This window comes from Terriglobales bacterium, assembly GCA_035764005.1.
GTDB lineage: Bacteria > Acidobacteriota > Terriglobia > Terriglobales > Acidobacteriaceae > Gp1-AA112.
Genome location: DASTZZ010000061.1, coordinates 14385 through 36803 on the forward strand (window position 1 = coordinate 14385; position 22419 = coordinate 36803).

21 protein-coding genes are annotated in these 22419 nt (G+C 55.8%); 10 read left to right on the plus strand and 11 right to left on the minus strand.

Annotated elements, in window-relative coordinates; all coding sequences use genetic code 11:
- The first annotated feature begins 2 nt into the window (after positions 1-2).
- A complete protein-coding gene (locus tag VFU50_09100; GenBank protein ID HEU5233004.1) occupies positions 3-1235 on the plus strand; it encodes a M20/M25/M40 family metallo-hydrolase in 1233 nt (410 codons plus the stop codon).
- Positions 1236-1302: 67 nt separating this feature from the next.
- Positions 1303-2520, plus strand: coding sequence for a phosphoserine phosphatase SerB (gene serB, locus VFU50_09105; protein HEU5233005.1), 1218 nt, complete (start codon positions 1303-1305; stop codon positions 2518-2520).
- Positions 2521-2680: 160 nt separating this feature from the next.
- Here serB and VFU50_09110 read toward each other — a convergent pair whose 3' ends face one another.
- The 3 genes from VFU50_09110 to VFU50_09120 all read right to left on the minus strand — a co-directional run bounded on the left by VFU50_09110 (position 2681) and on the right by VFU50_09120 (position 5248).
- Entirely contained in the window at positions 2681-2827 is a 147-nt protein-coding gene (locus VFU50_09110) for a hypothetical protein (protein HEU5233006.1), read from the minus strand.
- 233 nt (positions 2828-3060) lie between these two features.
- The gene (locus VFU50_09115; protein HEU5233007.1) at positions 3061-3588 is read right to left on the minus strand and encodes a hypothetical protein; all 528 of its coding nucleotides are present in this window, start codon (positions 3586-3588) and stop codon (positions 3061-3063) included.
- Between the two features lie 229 nt (positions 3589-3817).
- Positions 3818-5248 carry a glycosyl hydrolase family 8 gene (locus VFU50_09120; GenBank protein HEU5233008.1) on the minus strand — a complete coding sequence of 477 codons (1431 nt, stop codon included), beginning with the start codon at positions 5246-5248 and terminating at the stop codon, positions 3818-3820.
- 199 nt (positions 5249-5447) lie between these two features.
- Between VFU50_09120 and mscL the strand changes: the two genes are divergently transcribed.
- On the plus strand, positions 5448-5876 hold the full coding sequence (mscL, locus tag VFU50_09125; GenBank protein HEU5233009.1) for a large conductance mechanosensitive channel protein MscL: 429 nt from the start codon (positions 5448-5450) through the stop codon (positions 5874-5876).
- A 121-nt stretch (positions 5877-5997) separates the two neighbouring features.
- Here mscL and VFU50_09130 read toward each other — a convergent pair whose 3' ends face one another.
- Both VFU50_09130 and VFU50_09135 read right to left on the minus strand, forming a co-directional pair.
- Positions 5998-8541: a sodium-translocating pyrophosphatase gene (locus VFU50_09130; protein HEU5233010.1), complete on the minus strand. Its 2544-nt coding sequence runs from the start codon at positions 8539-8541 to the stop codon at positions 5998-6000.
- 22 nt (positions 8542-8563) lie between these two features.
- Positions 8564-8758 carry a hypothetical protein gene (locus tag VFU50_09135; GenBank protein HEU5233011.1) on the minus strand — a complete coding sequence of 65 codons (195 nt, stop codon included), beginning with the start codon at positions 8756-8758 and terminating at the stop codon, positions 8564-8566.
- A 90-nt stretch (positions 8759-8848) separates the two neighbouring features.
- Between VFU50_09135 and VFU50_09140 the strand changes: the two genes are divergently transcribed.
- Positions 8849-9448, plus strand: a complete 600-nt coding sequence (locus tag VFU50_09140; protein HEU5233012.1) for a DUF4254 domain-containing protein — start codon at positions 8849-8851, stop codon at positions 9446-9448.
- A 297-nt stretch (positions 9449-9745) separates the two neighbouring features.
- Positions 9746-10156 (plus strand): type II toxin-antitoxin system VapC family toxin, encoded by a 411-nt coding sequence (locus VFU50_09145; GenBank protein HEU5233013.1) that lies wholly within the window; start codon positions 9746-9748, stop codon positions 10154-10156.
- Positions 10157-10177: 21 nt separating this feature from the next.
- On the opposite strand, the gene VFU50_09150 is transcribed toward VFU50_09145, so the two are convergent.
- The 3 genes from VFU50_09150 to VFU50_09160 form a co-directional block, all read right to left on the minus strand.
- Positions 10178-11836 carry a polysaccharide biosynthesis protein gene (locus tag VFU50_09150; GenBank protein HEU5233014.1) on the minus strand — a complete coding sequence of 553 codons (1659 nt, stop codon included), beginning with the start codon at positions 11834-11836 and terminating at the stop codon, positions 10178-10180.
- A gap of 119 nt (positions 11837-11955) precedes the next feature.
- Positions 11956-13245 (minus strand): GRP family sugar transporter, encoded by a 1290-nt coding sequence (locus VFU50_09155; GenBank protein HEU5233015.1) that lies wholly within the window; start codon positions 13243-13245, stop codon positions 11956-11958.
- Positions 13246-13294: 49 nt separating this feature from the next.
- On the minus strand, positions 13295-13423 hold the full coding sequence (locus tag VFU50_09160; GenBank protein ID HEU5233016.1) for a hypothetical protein: 129 nt from the start codon (positions 13421-13423) through the stop codon (positions 13295-13297).
- 139 nt (positions 13424-13562) lie between these two features.
- On the opposite strand from VFU50_09160, the gene VFU50_09165 reads away from it, so the two are divergent.
- Positions 13563-14363 carry an NIPSNAP family protein gene (locus VFU50_09165; protein ID HEU5233017.1) on the plus strand — a complete coding sequence of 267 codons (801 nt, stop codon included), beginning with the start codon at positions 13563-13565 and terminating at the stop codon, positions 14361-14363.
- A 7-nt stretch (positions 14364-14370) separates the two neighbouring features.
- Here VFU50_09165 and VFU50_09170 read toward each other — a convergent pair whose 3' ends face one another.
- The 3 genes from VFU50_09170 to VFU50_09180 form a co-directional block, all read right to left on the minus strand.
- Positions 14371-16623, minus strand: a complete 2253-nt coding sequence (locus VFU50_09170) for a GH92 family glycosyl hydrolase (protein HEU5233018.1) — start codon at positions 16621-16623, stop codon at positions 14371-14373.
- Between the two features lie 101 nt (positions 16624-16724).
- On the minus strand, positions 16725-17879 hold the full coding sequence (locus tag VFU50_09175; GenBank protein HEU5233019.1) for a DUF5009 domain-containing protein: 1155 nt from the start codon (positions 17877-17879) through the stop codon (positions 16725-16727).
- Between the two features lie 2 nt (positions 17880-17881).
- Entirely contained in the window at positions 17882-20239 is a 2358-nt protein-coding gene (locus tag VFU50_09180) for a hypothetical protein (protein HEU5233020.1), read from the minus strand.
- 73 nt (positions 20240-20312) lie between these two features.
- Between VFU50_09180 and VFU50_09185 the strand changes: the two genes are divergently transcribed.
- The 4 genes from VFU50_09185 to VFU50_09200 all read left to right on the plus strand — a co-directional run.
- The gene (locus tag VFU50_09185) at positions 20313-20837 is read left to right on the plus strand and encodes a pyridoxamine 5'-phosphate oxidase family protein (protein HEU5233021.1); all 525 of its coding nucleotides are present in this window, start codon (positions 20313-20315) and stop codon (positions 20835-20837) included.
- Between the two features lie 49 nt (positions 20838-20886).
- Complete coding sequence (locus tag VFU50_09190; GenBank protein ID HEU5233022.1) at positions 20887-21441, plus strand: dihydrofolate reductase family protein; 555 nt, start codon at positions 20887-20889, stop codon at positions 21439-21441.
- Positions 21442-22043: 602 nt separating this feature from the next.
- Positions 22044-22229 (plus strand): hypothetical protein, encoded by a 186-nt coding sequence (locus VFU50_09195; protein HEU5233023.1) that lies wholly within the window; start codon positions 22044-22046, stop codon positions 22227-22229.
- Between the two features lie 2 nt (positions 22230-22231).
- Positions 22232-22419, plus strand: a 188-nt coding sequence (locus VFU50_09200; GenBank protein ID HEU5233024.1) for a 3-hydroxyacyl-CoA dehydrogenase NAD-binding domain-containing protein, incomplete at its 3' end; no start/stop codon positions are given.

Sequence of the window (22419 nt, forward strand, 5' to 3'; positions counted from 1 at the left end):
GCATGAATCCTCCCGGCCGCACCACCGAAGAGATCACCGTCCCTCAGCAGATTGCGCTGCTCGCTTCGATGCGTGCCGTGCACGCAGCGTTCTCGTGGTTCCAGATTCATGAGAACGAGCTGCGCAATATGCAGCTCGAAGTGGCGCGCATTCCTGCTCCGCCGTTTGAAGAAGCCGAACGCGCAAAGTGGCTCCAACAGAAGTTCTCCGCAATTGGATTGGAACAGATCGAGATCGACGAAATCGGCAATGTCATTGGCGTGTTTCCCGGTGTGGATCGAGAGCTTCCCGTCACCGCCGTCGGCGCGCACCTCGATACCGTCTTTCCTCCCGAAACGGAGATCGAGATCCACGAAGAGCGCGAGCGCATCTGCGGGCCAGGAGTCAGCGACAATGCCGCCGGACTGATTGCCCTGCTCGCGATTCCAATGGCAATGCGCGAGGCGAAGATTCGTCCCGAATGCGACATCCTGTTCATCGGCAACGTAGGTGAGGAAGGCGAAGGCGACCTGCGCGGCATCCGCCATATTTTCGAGAAATCGCGCTGGAAGGACCGAATCGACGAAACCATCATCATCGATGGCAGCGGGACCGATTCGATCATCGGCCAAGCCCTCGGCAGTCGCAGGTTCGAAGTGATTGTGCGTGGCCCCGGAGGCCATTCCTGGAGCGACTTCGGCCAGCCCAATCCGATCGTCGCCGTCTCGCGCATCGTTTCACGATTCAGCCAGACTCCTCTTCCTCCCTCTCCCAAAACAACGTTCAACTTCGGAGTGATCAGCGGAGGCACATCTGTAAACTCAATTCCCGAAATAGCACAAGTCAGCATCGACCTGCGTTCCGTGGCGGCCGAAGAACTTCAGCGACTAGAAGACGAGCTGCGCGGGGTAATCCACAGCGAAATTCCTGCTCGCGCGCGCGACGGTGGTCCGCCCAAGCTTACCTGCGAGTTGAAGAAGATCGGCGATCGTCCCACCGGCGAACTGCCTCACGATTCCCAGTTGCTCGAAGTATTCCGCGCGGTTGATGGTCATCTCGGGATCGCATCGCAATTGCGGCGTGCTTCAACCGATGCGAACATTCCCATTTCCATGGGACTGGAAGCGGTTACGGTCGGAGCGGGAGGAACGGGCGGCGGAGCGCACACATTGCGCGAATGGTTTGACCCATCCGGGCGCTCACTTGCCTTAAAGCGGCTTCTCCTCGCAGTGCTGGCGCTCTCAGGAATCGAATAGCTGCAGGTGAAATCAACTGGCCGTTCCAAACAAATCGCAGGCATGGGACATTCATCAGCAACGAACAATGTCTGAAATTTTCCTGATTAGCATTTCTGGAAGAGACCACCCGGGGCTCACCAGTGCCTTTGCGCATCTGCTCGCGCAGGCCAACGCCTTGCTCCTGGACATTGGCCAGGCCGTGATTCACGACGCTCTCGCGTTGGGCATCATGGTTCGGATTCCAGCGTCGGCGGTGCCCGAGGTTCTTGAGCGGATCCATCGCCGCGCAAATGAGCTAGGCGTTGCTGCTCACCTGATGCCAGTTTCCTCAGAGCAATACCAGCAGTGGGTAGATAAGCAGTACAAACAGCGGTTCACAGTCACTCTCCTCGCCGAGCAGGTCCGCGCTGAAGATCTCGCAGCCATCGCCGAGGTGTTTGCCAGGCGCGAGGTGAACATCGACACCATGGACCGGCTCTCGTCACGCGGAGCGGCCCTGGATGTCGAGCCGCGTATGTGCATCGAGTTCACCCTTTCCGGAAATGGGATCGACGCCGGCGAGCTTCGCCGTGCGCTGCTCGTACTTGCCGATCAGGCCGGCTTTGATGTTGCCGTGCAGCAGGACTCGATTTTCCGTCGCAATCGCCGGCTTGTTGCTTTCGACATGGATTCCACGCTGATTCAGATGGAGGTCATCGATGAGCTGGCGCGGCTCGCCAATGTCGGCGAAAAAGTAGCGGCTGTAACGGCTGCCGCCATGCGCGGCGAGTTGGACTTTGAGAGCAGCCTTCGACGTCGTCTGGCGCTTCTGAAAGGCCTGCCAGAAACAGCCATCAGCGACATCACCGACCGGCTGCCGATCACGGTGGGGGCGCATCGGCTGCTGCGCACCCTAAAGATGCTGGGCTATAAGACGGCCATCATCTCCGGTGGCTTTCGCTGCTTCGCTACGCGGCTTCAGCAGGAACTGGGATTCGATTTCGTCTACGCCAACGAACTGGCAGTCAAAGATGGCGTGATCACTGGAGAAGCCGTTGGCGAGATCATTACGGCTCGCCGCAAGGCCGAGGCCCTGCAGGAGATTGCGGCGGCTGAAGGTTTGTCGATGGAGCAAACCATCGCGGTTGGCGATGGCGCAAATGATCTACCGATGTTGAGTGCGGCTGGATTGGGTGTGGCGTTCCATGCCAAGCCGCTCGTACGCCAACGCGCCCAGCACTCGATCTCGCGTATGGGGCTGGATGCGCTGCTGTACCTGCTGGGCTTGAGGGACCGACATACGGAGGTGGGAATCGCAGGTTGAGTTTGTGTCTTCGAAGGCCTGCAGTTGGCCTGAGGAATCCCTGCAAACCGACATGCTCGTCTGAGTGGCGTCCATGGAAGCGAATAGGGATTCCTCACTCCCGCTCGCGCGAAAAGCACGCGTGATCGTCCGTTCGGAATGACAGAAACTGGGCAGAGTTCTAGTTGTTGAATCCCACGGCCGCAGGCAATGCGCTGTCGTTCTGGTTCGAGGCGGCCACGACCTCCGCCATGATGAGTCCGGCAATGAGTGAGCAGAAAATCAAAACGCCTTTGATGGTGATGCGCACCGCAGGTTCTCCCTGCATGCGCACAGTGCAATTACCTGTCCAAGAGAGGAGCGACGACAAAACACGTACAAATCCGGCAGAATTTCGGGGATTTTCAGGGGACTGCGCCAATAACGATCCTGGACTTGTGTGCAAAAGACTGCAGTCAAACGCACACGGTTTTCACGCACCCCCGGAGGCGAACACCTGTTTCGGATTAAATTGACCCGAAGCCAATCGCGAAATCACGAAATCAGGAAATCACGAAATCGCTAACGTCGGTTCCCCAAATTGGCGACTCCGCAATATACCGAACCACTCGTCGCCACGACTTGCGGCACCCACCATAGCTTTCTCAGAACAGGGTGGTTGCTGCGCATGAGCTTCGCCGCGAAGTAGTCCACGGCAAACGGCGTGACCTGAAGCGCGGGATACAAAGTCGCTGAATGGGCAAAGGGACGAACCAGCGGGTCGAGTTCGCGGCCACCCTCTTGAAGCACTTGACGTGTGGACCACGCGTCGAGGACGGCAGCTCCGTGCTCGGCGGCTATAAGGGAATAGAACGCCGCCCGTTCGCGTATCGAGATTTCAGGCTTCTGCGGTACGGGTTTTAACACCGCCCGATGAATCAGCAGACTCTGCTGCGGTGCAGGGGCAACAAGGGATTCAGGAGCGGCTGCATTGCTGGCCAGGAGAAGTTGGGCGGCTGCGGGCGCGGCAGCCGAAGAGCGCTCCGCCTGCCCAAGAGCAAACGGGCTGGCCAGGAGCAGGACGAAGGAGAGGCGCTGTTTGGGGCTCATTGGCACCAAAGTCTATGGCCATATTGTCCTGTTGGACAGTGTTCTTTAGTAACCTGCATCACTCAAGTAACGCCGCAGCCAGGAGGGTGGACTGAGTGGACAGGATGGACAGCGGTGGACAGAGTGGACCGACCGCCTGCGCCTTACCTGCGCCTTATAAGAAGGGCACAAAAGTGGTGCAAATGCTCACTGATGGCGCACCCAACCCGGAAGAGTGCATTGGATTTAGCTAGGGAGTATGTGTTTGCGGTTCGATAATTCTGAAATTCCCGCTGCAATGCATCAAGCTCATCAGGTAGAGCATGCCATCGTAGTAGCGTTGTTCGCCGCTGGGCACGGGCGTGTTCCACAGCTTTTCAACGAAAGCTTTACGGATCTGGCCATCGGTCGCGGCCAGGCTGGCTACGGTCGTCGTTGCCAGCATACCCGTGGAATGGCGCGTCGACCGCGGGTTGCCGTCGAGGGTGTAGCGGTCGGCGAAGCTGTCGATGCCTTGTCCAAAAAGGAACTTCTGGATGCGATCACTGAGCGCGGTTTCGCGCTGGTCCTTGTGCCACCAGGAGTAATCGACCGACCAGTTGCTGGCGCTGCGCCAGGAATCGTAGCCGAAGGAGACGGGCTGGCCATCGCGCCCGATCATTTGCGTCATGTCGAAGTACGCGCGCTCCGGGGTCAGGCCCGTTTCGGGACCGGTGACTTTGGCGAACAGCTCGCGGCTCACGTCGGCGGCTGTCGCCCAGAATTCGCGATCTTCGGTTGGTCCCCAACGCGACCACAATTCGTAGAACGCCGGCAGATGATACGAAGGATCAGTAAAAGCGAGATCGACGTTAGGCACGAAGCGAATCATGAAGTGCGGCTCATCGACCATAGGTCCGATCGTTTCACTTCGAGGCCTTTGTGGTGGTACGAAGGGCGGAGCCGCTCCCGCTTTCTCACGCGCTTTATTGTTTGGGCTCGGCCAAGGATGGTTCGGAGGAATGAACGGCGGATCTTCGGGATGAATGCGGAACGGCCCCGTGCCGGTGAGCACGGGATGATGACGCATGCCGCGCAGAATCTTGTCGGCTTCGGCCTGGTAGTTGTAGATGCCTTTGCCGTTTCCCCAGCGATGCGCAGCGAAGTAGAGGGACATGACAAAGTACTCTTCGCCATCCGGTGCGGCGCCTGTCGAACGCGGAGTGCCGTCCGTATTCATCGACCAGGCGAAGTATCCGACGGATGGATTTTTCGGGTCGGTAACGAGCATGTAGGTCTTGGCCCAGTTCCAGATCGCATCGAACTCGCGCTTCTTGTTCAATTGGACAGCGATCATCATGCCGTAGCTCATGCCCTCAGTGCGCGCGTCATTGTTCGCCCAGTCAGTGATGTAGGCCAGCGGTCCGTTCTCGTTCGCACCCGTTTCGAAATAGAGCCGCTCTTCCTGACCGTCGCCATGGAAAAGCTGCTGGAAAGCTTTGTCGATCTTGGTGCGAGTTTCCTCGGGCGAGTGTCCCTGCTCCGCGAGGAGGTCGCGATAGACGTGCGTCTTATAAGCGCCGCTGCCATCGCCAGGCATTCGCGGAAAATCTCCGACCGGGGCATTTACATGCGGCGCGGGTCTTCCCGAATTGGGAGAAGTCTGATTCTGCGCAGCTACGAAGCCACACAGCAACAGCATAGAAACGAGAATTGGGCAGAACCTTCGAGGATGTGCAAACAATGCAGAGATCCTTTCAGAATGCGGTCGGCACAACCGAACAATCCTGTCCGACGGCAAACGATTCTGCAAGTCTGAAACGATTTAGTCAAGAGCCTCTCGGTCGCGGGAAATGTCTCCAAGCCCTGTGCTATGATTCCGGCGCTTTCCGGAGGTTCCTATGCTGCAAGGATTCAAGAAGTTTCTCTTCCGTGGAAATGTAGTCGATCTGGCCGTTGCTGTGGTGATTGGCGCTGCGTTCGGAGCGGTGATTACGGCGTTGGTCACGAATATCTTCACACCTCTGATTGCAGCCATAGGGGGCAAGCCTGATTTCTCGAACTTGAGCGTGACCATCAACAACAGCAAGATCATGTATGGCGCATTTCTCAACGCCCTGATCTCATTCGTGATGATCGCACTTGCAGTCTATCTGTTTATCGTTGCGCCGATGAACGCCTGGATCGCGCGTCGCAACAAAGGCGAAGCTCCACCCGATCCAACGACGAAGAAGTGCCCGGAGTGCCTGAGCGAAATCCCCATTGCGGCACGACGCTGCGCGTTCTGCACGGCAACGCTGTCGGGAACATCAGCCGCCAGCGGGAGATAGCGCTCTGCCGGCTCTGGCGGCAAAACGAAACCGCCGTCCAGATGCGGCGGTTTCTAATAAAGCTGCCTTCAGCCGGCGAAGCATTAGCCGGAAGCCGGTAGCCGGAGGCCAGTAGCGATCTTTACGCCTTCTGACTCCCGATCCGCATTCCGTAGAACGACTTCCACACAAAAAACAACGAGATCACAAAGAAGAGCACCGCGAGCGCATTGCTCAACCCAGCGCCGCGCTCGGCAGTGAGCCTAACGGCAAGCTCGACCGCAAGCAATCCGAACAGGGTAGTGAACTTAATGATCGGATTCAGAGCGACGGAGGAAGTGTCTTTGAAAGGATCGCCAACCGTATCGCCAACGACCGTGGCATCGTGCAGCGCGGTTCCTTTCTGTTTCAATTCGGTCTCAACGATCTTCTTGGCGTTGTCCCAGGCGCCGCCTGCGTTGGCCATGAAGATTGCCTGATAGAGGCCGAATATCGCGATCGAGATCAGATAGCCAATGAAGAAGAAGGGCTCCGCGAACGAGAATGCCAATGTCACGAAGAACACGGAAATGAAGATGTTCAGCATGCCTTTCTGGGCGTACTGCGTGCAGATCTGAACCACCTTCTTACTGTCAGTGACCGAAGCTTTCTCAACGCCCTCGAGCCGAATATTGGCCTTGATGAATTCGACTGCTCGGTATGCTCCGGTTGTCACAGCTTGTGTCGAGGCGCCTGTGAACCAGTAGATGACTGCGCCACCAGCTACAAGTCCGAGAACGAAAGGCGCATGCAAGAGGGACAGGGAAGCAAGCTGTGAGGTCAATCCATTAGTGAGAGCCATAATGATAGAGAAGATCATCGTGGTCGCACCGACAACTGCCGTACCGATCAGCACAGGTTTTGCAGTTGCTTTGAACGTATTGCCTGCGCCGTCGTTCTCCTCGAGCAGAGCCTTGGCGCGTTCAAAGTGAACTTCGCCTGGATTTTCACGCTGAATTTCCGCTACAGGAATGTTCTCGATCAGCGAGAGCTCATAGACAGATTGAGCATTGTCGGTGACAGGTCCGTAGGAATCGACTGCGATCGTGACCGGTCCCATGCCGAGGAACCCGAATGCAACCAGACCGAATGCGAAGACGGCGGGTGCAAGCATAAGGGGAACGTTGGTGCCGGGCAGAGGTGCTCCGAGGCCGCTGGTGCTCACCTGGTAGCCGATAGCCATCAGAGCAGCCATCGTCAGCCCGAGCCAATATGCGGAGAAGTTGCCCGCGACGAGTCCTGAAAGGATATTCAGCGAAGCCCCGCCTTCTTTGGAGGAAGTAACCACTTCGCCGACGTGGCGAGATTCGACGGAGGTAAATACTTTGACCAATTCGGGAATGATCGCCCCCGCCAGCGTGCCGCAGGAAATGATGAGCGAGAGCTTCCACCACAACGAAGTATCGCCGCCCAGATCCGGAATGATCAGCTTGGAGACGATGAACGTGGCGATGATGGAGATGATGGAAGTGATCCAGACGAGGGACGTTAGCGGCGCCTCAAAGTTCATTTCATCGCTGTTGCGATATCGTCCGCTGGCAAAAGCATTGTTGATGAAGTAGGAACCCGCGCTGGTGATCAGCATCATGATGCGCATTACGAAAATCCAGACCAGGAGTTGAACCTGGATCTTAGGATTCGGCACACCAAGGAGAATGAACGTGATTAGCGCGACGCCCGTGACGCCGTAGGTCTCGAAGCCGTCGGCGCTGGGGCCGACGGAGTCGCCGGCGTTGTCGCCGGTGCAGTCGGCAATCACGCCAGGGTTGCGGGCATCATCTTCCTTGATCTTGAAGACGATCTTCATTAGATCGGAGCCGATGTCTGCGATCTTGGTGAAAATGCCGCCGGCAATACGAAGAGCTGCTGCGCCGAGCGATTCACCGATAGCGAATCCGATGAAGCACGGACCGGCATAGTCACCGGGCACGAAGAGCAGGATGAAGAGCATGAGCAGCAGTTCGACGCTCACCAGCAACATGCCAATGCTCATGCCGGCCTTGAGTGGGATAGCGTAAAGGGGGAATGGCTTACCGCGAAGTCCAGCAAACGCTGTGCGGGAATTTGCAAACGTATTTACGCGAATTCCGAACCAGGCCACGCCGTAGCTGCCAAGGATTCCAATAATGCTGAATGCAAGAATGATCGTGAGCGTGAGTGCAGCTGGATGTCCCGGAATAGGAGCAAGGATTCCGAAGTAAAGCCCGATAATAACCGCGATAAACACCCACAACAGCGCGATGAATTTGCCCTGCGTAACCAGATACGTCTTGCAAGTCTCATAGATCAGTTCAGAGATCTCGCGCATGGCGCGGTGTACCGGGAGGTTCTTCAGGTTCATGTAGATTCCCAGTCCGAACAGCAGCCCCAGCACGCAGAAGATCAGTCCGACGAGCAGCAAGGCGTGTCCGTTCATGCCAAGGAAATCTACGGAAGAAAGGTCAGGCAGCTTGAGATTCGCTTCCCCTGCCGGTTCCGAAGTGGGAGCCAGATTTCCTTGTGCCTGCGCGAGAGCCATTGGCCCTTGCAGGATGAGCATCATGCAAACGAGAGCGCCTGCTCCGAGTACGCGCCGAAGCAGGTTGAAGAAGTTGTGGCGCGGCGAGGCCGCAGAGCCAGCCATGAGACCGGCGTGCGAGGTCAGCATTCGATTCCTCCAGAACAAACCTTTAGAGATTCAGTCTTCGAGATGAAGGAGCATTTACGTTCATCGCCGACAAATGGCGATGTCGCAGTCCCGGAACCCGCGCTTCCACTCGAATAGTGTTCTGAAGCTTGGCCGCGTCTCCCGTCCCCTGCGCCGCAGCGAAGGGAACACCCAGGGTGGGACCACTTTTTGCCTCGCGTCCAGGTGCAGAACGCATCTGCTCCGGGCGAGGCAAACCCCTGTTTATAACATGTTGCAAAAATGAGGGTCAAACGGTACACAGGTTAAAATCGCGAAGCTAAACGCAATGAATCCAGCTTCCATTCCGGCGCTGCAGGACGAGTACACGGCCAAGTGGCACTCCGATCCGCAGGCAGGCTCCGACAGCGGCCTGAACGCACTGATCCTCGAACAGCATCGACAAAATTTTGCGCTATGGCACGAGGAAGACCGAGCCCGCACCCCGCTTGCCCCCGCAGAGCAGATTGCACAGACGAAGCGCAACATCGACGCTCTGAATCAGGTTCGCAATGATCTAGTCGAGGCGATCGACAGGGAACTGTTGCAACACCTCGAAAAGGCTGGCGTGCAGCTTTCAGGCGAACTTCATTCCGAAACGCCGGGCATGATTATTGATCGCCTCTCGATCCTCTCGCTCAAAATCTTTCACACGCGAGAGCAGATCGAGCGCGGCGACGTTGACGCCGACCACGTCCAGCGCAACCGCGAACGGCTCGAGGTGCTGGTCGAGCAGAGAGATGATCTAGCGGCATCTCTGATGAAACTCTGGCATGAGATTCAAAACGGGAAGCGGAAGTTCAAGCTATATCGGCAGCTGAAAATGTACAACGATCCCAACCTAAACCCTCAGATCTACGGGGCGAAGTCCTCGAGTTGCAAGGATTGACTAGTCAGATGACTAGTTTTATAATTAGGGATTGGAGGAGTGGATGGCTTCCTGGCAGGCGCACGATGCTAAAGCGCGTTTCAGCGAACTATTGGAGACGGCGCTAAAAGACGGCCCGCAAATCGTCACAAGGAGAGGAGTGGAGGCCGCAGTCTTGGTACCAATCGAAGAATGGAATCGTCTACAGAATACTGCTCGCGAAAGTTTAAAGAGCTTGTTGCTTGAGCCAAATCCCCGGTTCCACAATATTGCTGCTCAAAGGGGTTCTATGCGGCGACGTGGGACAAAGCTCTTTCGATGAAGGGCTACTTACTCGATACCAATGTAATTTCTGAGCTGCGTAAGCAGAAGCCCCATGGAGCAGTGCTGGGGTGGATTCAAAGCTTGCGAAGCGAAGAAGCATTCGTTTCCGCCATTACGCTTGGTGAACTCCAAGCCGGCGTCGAGCTGACACGAACTCAGGATGCTCGTAAAGCTCAGGAAATAGAGCGGTGGTTGGATCGCCTTGCCGGACTCTATGAAGTTTTGCCGATGGATGCTCGATGTTTTCGCGAATGGGGACGACTGATGCACAAGAAATCCGAGCGGCTGATTGAGGATGCAATGATTGCAGCCACAGCGCGTGTTCACGATCTGGTCGTTGCGACTCGAAACGTGCGGGATTTTATCGATTTCAACGTTCAGATCTACAATCCATTCAAGTCGTGAGCTCCGACGCTGTCTCGTGATTTAGATTTCATACGTTTGTGTACTAGTAACAGGAGAGTATCCGATTCCCAAGTTACAGAGCTTGGAGATGATTGCGGCAGCTTGGTATTTGGCTGCAAGTTCTTCCAGTTCTGATATTGAGCCTTCGAGATCGATGGGAATCTTGGCGACACCGAGGGCATATATTCCAGCGAATTTCGTGGGCATTGGAGTGGCGTCCCGCTCCCATAGGCGTTCGTGCAGTTTCTCGCCAGGCCTGATACCGATGATTTCGAAATCAATCTGCTGAGCGCTCTTCAATTCGTAACTGGCGGCGACTCGGTGCGCCAAGTCAACAATTCTGATCGGCTCACCTGATTCCAATACATAGATCTCGCCGTGCTGGCCAAGAGCGCAGGCGAGCAGTGCAAGGTCGGTGGCCTGCTCCTGTGTAATGAAGTAACGAGTCATTCGGACATCAGTGATTGTTATGCGCTCTCCCTTTTCGATTTGTTTCTGAAAAATCGGAACTACGCTGCCTCTGCTCCCGAGGACGTTGCCAAAACGGGCACAGGCAAATCGAAGTTTCGGATAGGCCACCGCGCGCAATTGAATCAGCAATTCGCAGATGCGCTTCGTTGCTCCCATTACGCTTGCGGGTTCAACAGCTTTATCGGTGGAGATAAACAGAAACCTCTCGCATCTCGCTTCAATGGCAGCGTCGATGACATTCCGTGTGCCGATCACGTTGTTGAGAATCGCTGCGCTCGGATTTGCTTCCATCACCGATACGTGTTTATAGGCAGCAGCGTGGAAGATAATATGCGGACGATGCCGCGCAAAGATTCGTGTAAGAAATTCCCGATTGCGAATGTCTCCAAGGATGGGCGCATGTTCAGCCGAGCAACTATTGAGTTCTCGATCGAGTTCAAAAATCGCTGTTTCGTCGATGTCGAGCAGCAGCAGTCGCGAAATTGGCAGATGACAAAGCTTCCGGCAAAGCGCACCGCCGATCGAGCCGCCGGTTCCGGTGACGAGTACAACGCGATCGCGATATGTATCAATGCTTTCTTGATCCCACGTTGTCGGGCCGGGGAGGTTCGAAGCCGCGAGGGACAACACTTGTGAGACTAGGTTCGTAGCGGGAACCCGATTCTGGGAGCCGGCGAGTACCTGCGATGCTATTTTGGAACGCCCATCTTCCTCATGAGCTACGCGACGAAGACAGCGCATACCCGCAGCCATTCCTACGAATAAAGGAAACTCCGCTGCGATCACGCCGCTTGGGACAATTACCCACGAGGGTCTCGCCAGCGCGCTGCAGAAAAACGCAAGCAGAGAGGGAGGAATGCTGGCCAATGCCAGCTCCGCAACATCGGATCTGCGAACCTTATGCCACGGCACTCGATAACGCGTGACCAGCATGAGCGACAAAGGTCGACCAATGAACATCAGCAAGGCGTAGAGCCATATCGCGCGAAGGTCCTTGATGGAGGGAGCGAAATCAGAGTGCATCAGCGATGCGGCAAAGAACGTCGCTAAGGCAGTGAAGCCATCTGCAGCGAGCTGCGTGATCCGCTGCTTTTGGCCGGGAAAGCGATCCAGGATCCGATTCGCGGCTACGAGCAGTTGCCGCAATATGCGGATGCGTTTCGGTACAGCCGACGAGATTTCGCTACAGAGTTCGGCCCGGACGGTCATCTCAAAAGAGGAACGTCGAAAGTAATCACCTCAAACTGCTAGGGGGAAGCAGCGGATTCTACTCGCCCGACAGGCGTTCGTCCAGAGGGGATTGCTGCCGATCGTCTTCGAAGCGTGGTCTAAGCGAAGTGGGTCTTCTTCCAGAGCGCCCACGTGCACGCTCCGATCGAGATCAGAAGAGCAATGCCGAGAACTGTGAGCCAGGAGAGATTCATGGCAATCGTCGGAACCGCGGCCTGACTAGCTAGCCAGACAAAGAAGCCTATGGCGACGGCGATAATCGCGTAGTCCCACCATCCGCGCTGGTCGGCGCTGCGCATTTCGTGGCCATTGAACTCAGCAAGAACCTTTTCGTAATTGAGGTTGTATCGATCGCATTCCTGCTTGATCGCGGCGTGAGTGGACGAATGCTCTTGCTGACCGGCAACAGCGGAGCTGATGGAGAGTGCCCCTAGAACCATCACTAGCGATCCGACAAGCACAAGTAGTTTCTGCGGTCCGGAGGCGTGAGCTAGTTCGCCGAAGACGAGAGCGCCCCACGCGAGTCCCCAAAGTTGGTTGGTGTTGGAAAGTGGAATACCCCGTCCAATGCCGAGATACTTCACGGCAAATTGCTGGAGGAGGTCGCCGACCACCCATACGAATCCGCCAAGGAAGAGCCAGAACAGCATCGTGCGCACTTGGCCCGAATGGAAGACAGCGGCGTGCGTGCCCCCATCGAGAGCCAGCACTAGAGCCAACACCGTCCCAAGTTCGCCGAAAGTGAACGCCGTCACGAACGACAGAGGATTCATGCCGCTGATGTATGCCTTGCGATAAGGAATGTACATCGTTCCCCAAAGCAAACTCGCACCCGCAGCCGCAGCGATTCCGTGGACTGCATCCCGCGGTGCAGCGATGCCACCCTGAATCGTGCTGAAGCCGAGCATGATCGCTGCAGCAACGATTGCGACCGCACCAACCAACACCCTGCTAACTGTGGAGCGATTGGCGCCGCGAAGCTCGCCGAACAGAAGCCATCCCCAAAAGATTCCAACCAGAGAGTTGGCATTCCATAATGGGAACGCAATCGCCAAACCCACGTCGCGAATCGCGAACACTGTCAGCGTGTTCGCGACTGCCCAGAGCGCTCCGGCGAGCAGGGCCCAGACGATCAGATGCTTCTTGCGCATCAGGTCGGCGATCACATATCGAGTGCCCTTGAGCAGAGTGGGGAGAGTCCAGCGTGCAGTGAATACGCCGGCAACCATACACAGAGAAACTGCAAACGGAGAAAGGCCGGTGTTTACCAGCTTGGTCGGCGCTTCCGCGGCTCCGAGCCACACCCCCGCGCCGAGGCCACAGAGAACTCCCAAGCCATGCAAGCTTGCAGTCTGCCTTGAAGTAGTTGGTTGGGTCGCAGTGCTCATGTTTATCTTTTGGAAGAATTATGGCAATCGAGTATCAAACAAAGAATTGTTAGTGCAACGCGATTAGTAACGCGATGCCGACGACAAGTACGACAAGAGGAATCAGGAAATGAAGGTCAGTGAGCACCGCCATCGCCGTAGTCCCGAATCCCGGGTGCTCATTGTTTGTCTCGCTCACAGAGACAGTCTCCTTGGCTGCAGGTAAATTCGCTGGCTTTCGAGGTGCAGCCCAAATCATCGCATAAGTGTCAAGCTTCGTAGATGGTCCGAGTTGCAAAACAGAGTACACTGTCACGATTCATCCATGAGGAGAATCTATGCGAAGACGTGACTTCATTGTCGCGGGTGGAATCGCAACCGGGACGCTCGCTCTGCCGAGCATGGCGCGACGTTCGAAGAAGACCCGACAATTTATTGAACTGCGGATTTACCACTTTGCCTCGCCGGAGAAGCAGCAATCCTTCGAGCAGTTTCTGCAGAATGCTGCGCTGCCAGCCTTCAATCGTGCCGGAGCGCGTCCTGTGGGTGTATTCAAACTGTCTTCGAAGGATAATCCCGATCTCAAACTCGAAGCAGACAGCACGGATTTATACGTCCTGCTTCCCCACGAATCGGCAGAATCGTTGGCCGAGTTCTCGAATCGAGTCGGCCTAGACAAAGTTTTCCAGAACGCGGGAGAGGCGATCATCCACGCTCCTAAATCCGATCCTGCGTTTGTTCGTTATGAAAGCAGCCTGATGTGCGCCTTCGAACTATTCCCACAACTCAAGGTGCCGACACTGGCCGCCGATCGCCTGCTGCAACTCAGGATCTATGAAAGCCACAGCAATGAGCGCGCGAGAAAGAAGATCGAGATGTTCAATCAGGGAGGAGAACTTGGAATCTTCGCGCGCTGCGGAATGACCGGCGTCTTCTTCGGTCAGACTCTAATCGGATCGAAGCTTCCTAGCTTGACCTACATGCTTTCGTTTCCTTCCGAGCAAGAGCAGAAAAAAGCCTGGGATACATTCCGGAACGACCCTGAGTGGAAGAGACTCTCGAACGCCGATGAGTACAAAGACGCGGTCTCAAATGTGACAAACCTCATCCTGCGTCCGGCTGCCGGATCGCAGATTTGAATTGCCGTTACGGAGTTTTCACATTCGGGTACTCGGATAATGGTTCCGGTTTCCAATCACTGGCCCACTTGGAAGGCGACGATCCCATTTTGAACGTGAGTGTCCCACCGGCAACGATATCGCTGTAGCGCATGACAGGAATGTTCAGAGGTTTGCCATTCAGTTCTGCGGATTGGATATAGAGGTTAGTTTCTGAGGCATCCGGAGCCGAAATTGTGAACTGCTTTCCGTCAGCAACATGAATCACCGTCTTGCGAAAGATCGGACTGCCGATCATGTAGTCTCCCGAAACGGGATTCACGGGGTAGAAGCCCATTGCTGTAAAGATGTACCACGCTGACATCTGGCCACAATCTTCGTTGCCCAAGATTCCAGTTGGCGTGTTCGTGTACGCTTCCCCTGCAATCTCGCGTACCTTCTTCTGCGTCTTCCATGGCTGGCCGCTGTAGTCGTAGAGATATCCGTAATGGTGACTGGGTTCGTTGTCGTGGTGGTTGTGTCCGCCGGCGAAGTGTTCGTCGAGCTTGCGGTTGTAATTGTCTGCGCCTCCCATCAGCCGAAGAAGGCCGGGAATGTCATGCATCACCGACCACGTATAGACCCACTTGTCGCCTTCGGTCCATCCAGCTTTGGGATCAGCCCATGATCCGTCGGAGTTGCGCGCCTGCATGAATCCCGTTTCGGGATTGAAGAGTAAGCGGTAGTTCCTCGAACGATTGATGAAGAACCTATAGTCGTCCTTCTTCCCGACAGCTTTGGCGATCTCTGCGACCGCATAATCGTCGTACGCGTCTTCGAGCGTTGAAGAAGCGGACTCGGCAGTCTTGTCGTTCGGCACGTAGCCCAGTTTTTTGGCATACGTGAGACCAGCGCGTGCTTCGTAGGGCGTGTGCGGTTCACGGTCGTACCACTTGCGAGTCGTATCGCCGTCGGGCGGAGTCATCGCGTCTTTGTACACAGCCTTATATGCGAGATTCAGATCGAAGCCGCGAAAACCTTTGTTGACCGCTTCTGCGACCATGGAGTCAGCGTGGGTGGCGATCATGATGTTGGTGTATGAGGGATTGGGCCACTTTGGCATCCAGCCGCCCTCCTGATAGTTCTGGAGGAGAGCTTTCACCATGTCGTCCACGCGCTCAGGAGCAATGAGGGTGATCAGGCTGTGCTCGGCACGGAAGGTATCCCAGAGCGAGTAGGCGGTGTATGAGACGCCGGAATGAATTTTGTCGTCGAAGGCGCTGTAGTAGCGGCCGTATTCGGAGAAGAGCCGGGGATAGAGCAGCGAATGATATAAGCCGGTGTAGAAGATCGCGCGCTGATCATCTGATGCTGACTCTATCTCGATGAGCCCAAGCTTTTTGTTCCAGGTTTGCTTCAGGTCGTCGCGCAGCGCGTCGAAGTCCCATTTCGGAATCTCTTTCTGCAGGTTGACTCTGGCCTGGTCGATGCTGACGAAGGATGTTCCAACTCGCACTTCAACAACTTCGTTCGCTGCGGGAGCGAACGTTGCGTAAGCGCCGACATTCATTCCTTTAGCCGTTTGCCCGCCATCGTGCAATTGTGAGCCTTCATAGGTTCCGCTCTTTGCCGGCGACTCCCGAAACTGAACAACGAAATATCCTTTGAAATTCGGCAAGGCGAATGGGCCAAGATGCGCGTCCATGCGATCCGGATTGAAGCCAGTAATCTCTCGTCGGTCGTCGCTGATCTGCGCTTCACCCGCGATGTTCGGACGCGTAGCCTCCACCAGCACGCTGGCGCGTGAGTCTGCTGGAAAAGTAAAACGAAGATATCCGCAATGATCAGTCGCAGTTATTTCCGCTTTGATTTCGCGTGAATCCTGTGTCTTCATCAGGACCGAGTAGTAGTAAGGAGCTGCTTTCTCATCAGCGTGCGTGAAGCTGAGTTTGCGAGCTTCCGGTGCAGTCTTGATGTCATCGAGTTCAGGCAGGAGGGTCACGTATCCGAAGTCGCCCATCCAGATCGCCGGCTGATGTGTTCCGATGAATCCCGAAATGGTCGTATCACCATAGTTATAGGAGGAGACGCTGATCTTGTTTTGCCGCGTCTGCGCCGTCCAGTTCGTCATCCCGAAAGGAGTCGTGACCAGCGGCATTGTCCCTCCGTAGTCACTGCCGGGTCCGGCAGTGCCGATGTATGGGTTCACCCAGTCAACCGGAGACTTCGTCGTTTCTTGCGCACTGAGCGCGCAACTCAGCGCACAGAGTAGATATGTCAGCAACAGCGAGAGCTTTGTCATGTCGAGGAGATGAGTGCAAAAACTTTGTTGGGAATCGTCAACGCTGCTTCGCTTCAGGATGACAGGTCACACCCCCGTTCATTCACGATGCAAAGGAAGAATCAAACTCTAATGAATATTTGTTTGCGATACATCGCCCACGCAATGACGAAGAATACCAAAACGAAACTTACGCTCCATGCCAGCGAACCAAGATACGGATTGCTGATGTGAGCGAATGAGCTTTCGTAGAGAATGTTCTTGATCGACACGCCATGAATGTGATGGCGGTAGAGAGCGGTTTCTGCCCAACTTGCGAGGAAGTAGATTCCGAGCGGGTTCACGCCGAAGATGACGAAAGGCACGCTCCAGCTCTTCCATCCGCGGACGTCGATTGCCCAGTAGCACAAGCCAAAGATGAACAGAGCGAATCCTGCGGTGAACAGAACGTACGAACTGGTCCAGATCATCTTGTTGATCGGGAACCACAGGTTCCAAATCTCTCCCGCGATCAGCCCAACGGCAGCGCCGGCGAATAATCCTGCAATCTTCTGAAGGTGTGTTCTCGCCGAGCGCATCCATTCGCCGGTGAAGACGCCGATGAGGCAGGTCGCGATCGACGGAATCGTGCTCAGAATTCCTTCAGGATCGAAGCGATGTGCAATCCATAAGTGGTTGTAAATCAGACTGCGATCGATGTAGCCCACCAGATTGCCGTCCATCGTGAGAACGCCCGCACCGATCCCGGGCACCGGCACACGCGTGAGCAGCAGCCAATAGATGAGCAGCAACGCTCCCGTGATCACCGCCCGCGCAACCCGTCCGGTGCAGAGGAAGATTGCCGATGCAATCAAATACACGACGGCGATTCGCTGCAGTACGCCGGGAATGCGCGCGGTGTGTACATCAAATTTGGGGTACGCGTATAGGAATAGTCCAAGCGCGAAGATGATTGCACTGCGTTTGAGCACGTGAAGCAGCAGGTGCTTGCGCGTCTGACCGCGCGCTGTTCGCGAGCTGAACGAGAAGACCATCGACACGCCGACAATAAACAGGAAGAACGGGAAAATCAGATCGGTAGGCGTCCAGCCATTCCATTTGGCGTGTTCGAGCGGCCAGTACGTGTGTTGTCCATCACCGGAGTTGTTCACCAGGATCATCGCTGCAATCGTCAATCCGCGAAACACGTCGAGCGAGGTAAGTCGCGTGTTGGATGGCGACGAAGGAACACTCGCGATTGTCGTTTTGGGAATCGTACTGACGGTTGTCGATGACATGCTTACCTCCCAGCTGCAGCCGCGCTCTGGTTTTGCCCAGTTTGCACCCAGTGCTCATAGCGGCGGCGATACTCAGTCTTATAGTCCTTCACAGCATTCTCGTAGCTCAAGGCCGGAGCATCGGTCTTCTTTTGCCACGCGATCTGAACGCTGCGAACACTCGCCGGCAATACTGCCGCGTTATTTGCGACGGGGATCTTCTTGCCATCCGCCGTGACGGCGCTCACATTCACGAACCATGGCAGATGGAGAACGATGTCCTGCGGTCTCTGCGAGAAGTTGTTGTTTAAGGTCATCCTCGCACCGGCATCCGTGAACTTTACATCGAAATTGATCTGACCGAAGTTCGTTGGAGCGCGTTTTACTGAGATTCCCTGTCCGGGTCTGACCCATTCCGGCGAAATCACTGACAGCAGATGCAATCGTCGATCCTGCTCTTCCCGAACCAGCATGTTCCGCAGTGCCATACGGAACTTGGCCGCAAACCATCCGTGTGGAGAGAGATTCTGCGCGAAGTCGCGCGTGCTCCACGGCAGAATGCAGTATTCGAAGCCGGCGTGGGTAGAACTCGTATGCACCAGGAGCGCATACAGCTCTTCAACGGCCAACTGCTGGTCTCCGCGGATTGTCTCCGTTTCCGTGTTTTTCATCGTTAAGTAATGATGTAGCCAGCGGCCCTGGCCGTAGGTCATGATGCCTTCCTGGTACTTGGCGCGCGTTGCATTCAGCGTGGCCGTGACCATCGGATCATAAGGATCAAGAATCTGCTCGGGATAGACCGCGAGCATGTTGCCCCAATCCTCTCCGCCGCTCACGTCCAGTCCAGGGGGCATGTAGCCGCCGGTACTGGCTGTGGTTTTCTTCAACGCTGCGAGAAAAGCCGCTTTGAAGTCGTTGTACTCAGCTTGATATGCCTTGGCGTCCTGCTGTTGCCCGAGAGCCTGTGCCAGGATGATCGCGTTCTGCAATCCGCCGAGCGCCCAGAAATTGTGTCCGGTTACGTGACCGGTCACGTTCTCGTTGTCACCGGGCGAAGTTGAAGGCATGAGATGCAGCGGATCATTCCGCCGCGCCTGCTGCAGCCATGCGATTGCCTTCTGCACTGATGGATAGACCTTGCGTGCGAAGTCCAGATCTTTGGTGATGCGATAGTGCTGGCCGTAGGCCCACAGCACCTGTCCCCATCCGTCGAATTGCCCACCCTGGGAAACGAAGTTGCCGTCAGGCTGCTGCCATCCAGGAAAGAAGTCTAGGTCCTGACGTGCGATATCGGAATAGCCCGAAGCATCGAACATGCGCACGATGAACGACGAATCGCGCAGCCAGAACGCGTGATAGTGGAACTTGTTGACCGTCTGAATGTAGTTGTCGCCGACCTTATCGCGCGCGATTAGGTCATAAATGAGGTTGGCGCGGAAGGTATCGTTTACTTTCTGCTCGGGGACAGTGATCTCGATTCCGCGCGCCAGCAGCGAGTCCCAAAACTGCACGGTGCGATTCAAGTAATCGTCGAACTTCGCTGCGCGCAGAGCAGCGAGGTCTGGAGAATCGGGAGGCAGCGGCTCCAAGGGCATACGGAATTCGAGCGTGTGCTCGGCCCCGGATTGAAGCGGAATATCGTAGCGAACAATGCCGACCGGGGTCGTAGGTTGTACGTGTAGCTTGCGAGTGTCGAGCTTGAAAACGCCGTTATGGGAGTTCTTCAACGTCAGGCTGCGAACCGGCGCAGGCGAGATCGGAAACAAGTACATGACTTTGCCCTCGCGCACCAGGCCGTCTTCGGTAAAGCCGTATTCCCATTCTGGGCTCCACTCCACTCCGACCTGTGAATATTGGCCGAGCCTCTTGGGAACCGCGGGACGGAAGAAGCGGTTGTCTCCCGTGCCTCCTTCCATGTTGGATTGATTCGAATAACGCATACCGGCAGCGAAGTGCGCCACCGTCGGAGAATTGCCCCGATTCACAATGCGCACCCGGATAAAGTTCATCACGTCCGATTCAGGCTTGCCGTCGAGCGTGGCCGCAAACGATGTCACTTCGTAGTCGACGTCGTGATCGCGATAGGTGTACTGATTGATGGGCAGATATCCGCGATACAGCGTCTTCACGCGCTGATGTAGAGAAACTGACGGATCGCCAGTGAAGAACATCAACTCTGCGAATCCGGTGTAGAAGTATCCTTCGGGCGACACCAGCGTGCCCGCGCGAGCGTCCATCACACCGATTACATCCGTCGGTTGGCTGAAATACGAGAAGGGCTCGTCATCGCGATCAATCGCCGGATCAAGCATCTGGGCCGTGGCTGCAAGGCTTAACAGAAAGCAGAGGGCAGGGAGGAGAACGCCGAAACGTTTCTGCATAGGTCCGCGTCAGCGTATTGCGACGAGGATTAGAAGTCAATCAAATCGTCGGCTTACAATCGAGGTACTTCCGATGGCTGTCGAGAAAATTGATCTTCGTGGGCGCATGACGCGCGCTGACCGCCAAATGTCCGACGCCGACGCCCGAGCTTTTCTGCGCGAGCACGCCACGGCTTCCGTAGGAACCGTCGATTCTGCCGGATGGCCGTATGTCGTTCCGCTCATGTACGTCTACGAAGAAGGCGACAAGCTCTTCCTGCACACCGGATCGCGCGGCGGACATTTCTTCAGCAACATCGGTGAGAACGACAAAGTCTGCATCACAGTCGCCGACCGAGGACCGATGCACCAGGGCGCGCCCTCACCGTGCAACGGCTCCCTGGTGTACAAAAGCGCGATCGTCTTCGGCAGAGTGCGTGTTTGTGATGGACCGCAACTAGACGAGCAGAAAACGTGGTTCTTCGACCGCCTATTAGTGCGCCTCGGCGATGCACGCTCTAATTACGAGACGGGCTATACCATGCTGAAGCAGATCACGCTATACGAGGTCGCCATTGAGATTCTTACTGGAAAGATCAATGTGGGCCTGCATCATTGAGCATGCTTAATATTGAGGCTTAAATCAGTTCAGTACCGCGAGATCATCAATGAGCACACCGCGAAAGATCATCGTATACATCGCCACCAGCGCGGATGGATACATTGCCCGACCTGACGGCGACGTGGAATGGCTGAATCGCCGCCCGCACACAGAGGATTATGGAATGCGGGAGTTTTATGAGAGCGTGGATACGATCCTGTTCGGACGAAAGACCTACGATTGGGCGCTTGAGTACCAGCGCAAGACCAAAAGCAAAGGCAGCATCTTTGACACAAAATTTGCCAACTACGTTTTCTCGCACAATCCCCCGAAGGACGTAGCTCCGGGTGCACAATTTGTCTCCGAGCCCGTGAAGGACTTCGCTCAGCGCCTGCGCGCAACTTCTGGAAAGAACATCTGGATGATGGGCGGGGGAGAGCTGATCGCGTCGTTTCTCGACGAAGGCGAAATCGACGAATTCGACATTCACGTGATCCCGACTCTTATTGGCGAGGGCATACCGCTCATCGCACGGCGTCATCGAGACATCCCGCTTCAGCTACTCTCAGTGGACAAGTATCCGGACAGCGCTGTTCGATTGCGTTATGAGATAGGAAAGTAGTTTCTCTTGCCCGAGTGCACTCCAATACCGGCCGACGACTTCGTATTCTGGGTAGTGACCCCAACGCGAAGAATCGCCTTACAGGTTGTGTGTTTTCTTGCTTCGATCTCAGCACTTTACTCGCTACTCGCGCCGACAATCAGCGGAGTGCCGCGTTTTCGCCCAATCTGGGCTATCGGTGTCGTTTGTGCGGCCGCCGTTCTCTTTGGCGGTGCGATATTTTTGGCAAAGCGGCCTCTAGGCTACGGTTTGGCTCTCGCGGGCAGTCTGTGCATCCTCTCGCTACGCGTTTGCGAGGTTCTGGTCCGACTTGGCTACTTTAGGGTCGAGTATCGGTTAGTGGCTCTGTCTCAGGACATACCACGGTGGAGATTTGAGTTCGATAAGCCAGTATTTGTTTTGCTGCAGATTTCTACATTCGCCTCCCTCGTGTTATCGGTTTTCTTACTCATTGCGTATGCGCGAGTGAAATTCCACCCTAAAATTCCGAGTTAATGATCAGCTTTCGCGGGAGCTCCGCGGGATTCTCCCGCTGGACGAAAGCGCTGTGCACACCGCAAAATAGAAAGTTCGTCTCACTTACGAGACTCACAAGGAGAGTCATGATCACTACAGGCGAAGCCATCCGAATGATGAACTATGTTGACGATATTTCCACTACTCTGCGCCGCATTGCCGCCAACATCCCGTTCATGACGGACGAGGAACGCAAGCGGTTGGCCGACTACATGCGTAAGGCAGAGCCAAGCTATCCCAAAATGATCGAGACACTGGAGAAGGGAAGCTAGCAGTGGCTTCGGTCAAGACGGTGGCGGTGATCGGCGCCGGCATCATGGGCCGGGGCATCGCCCATGTCGCCGCATTGGGCGGATACCGCACCATCCTGGAAGACATCCTCCCTGCGAGCCTGCGCAAAGCCGAAAGCGAGATTCGCGCCAATCTGGATAAAGGCGTGGAGCTTGGCAAGCTGGAGCGCTC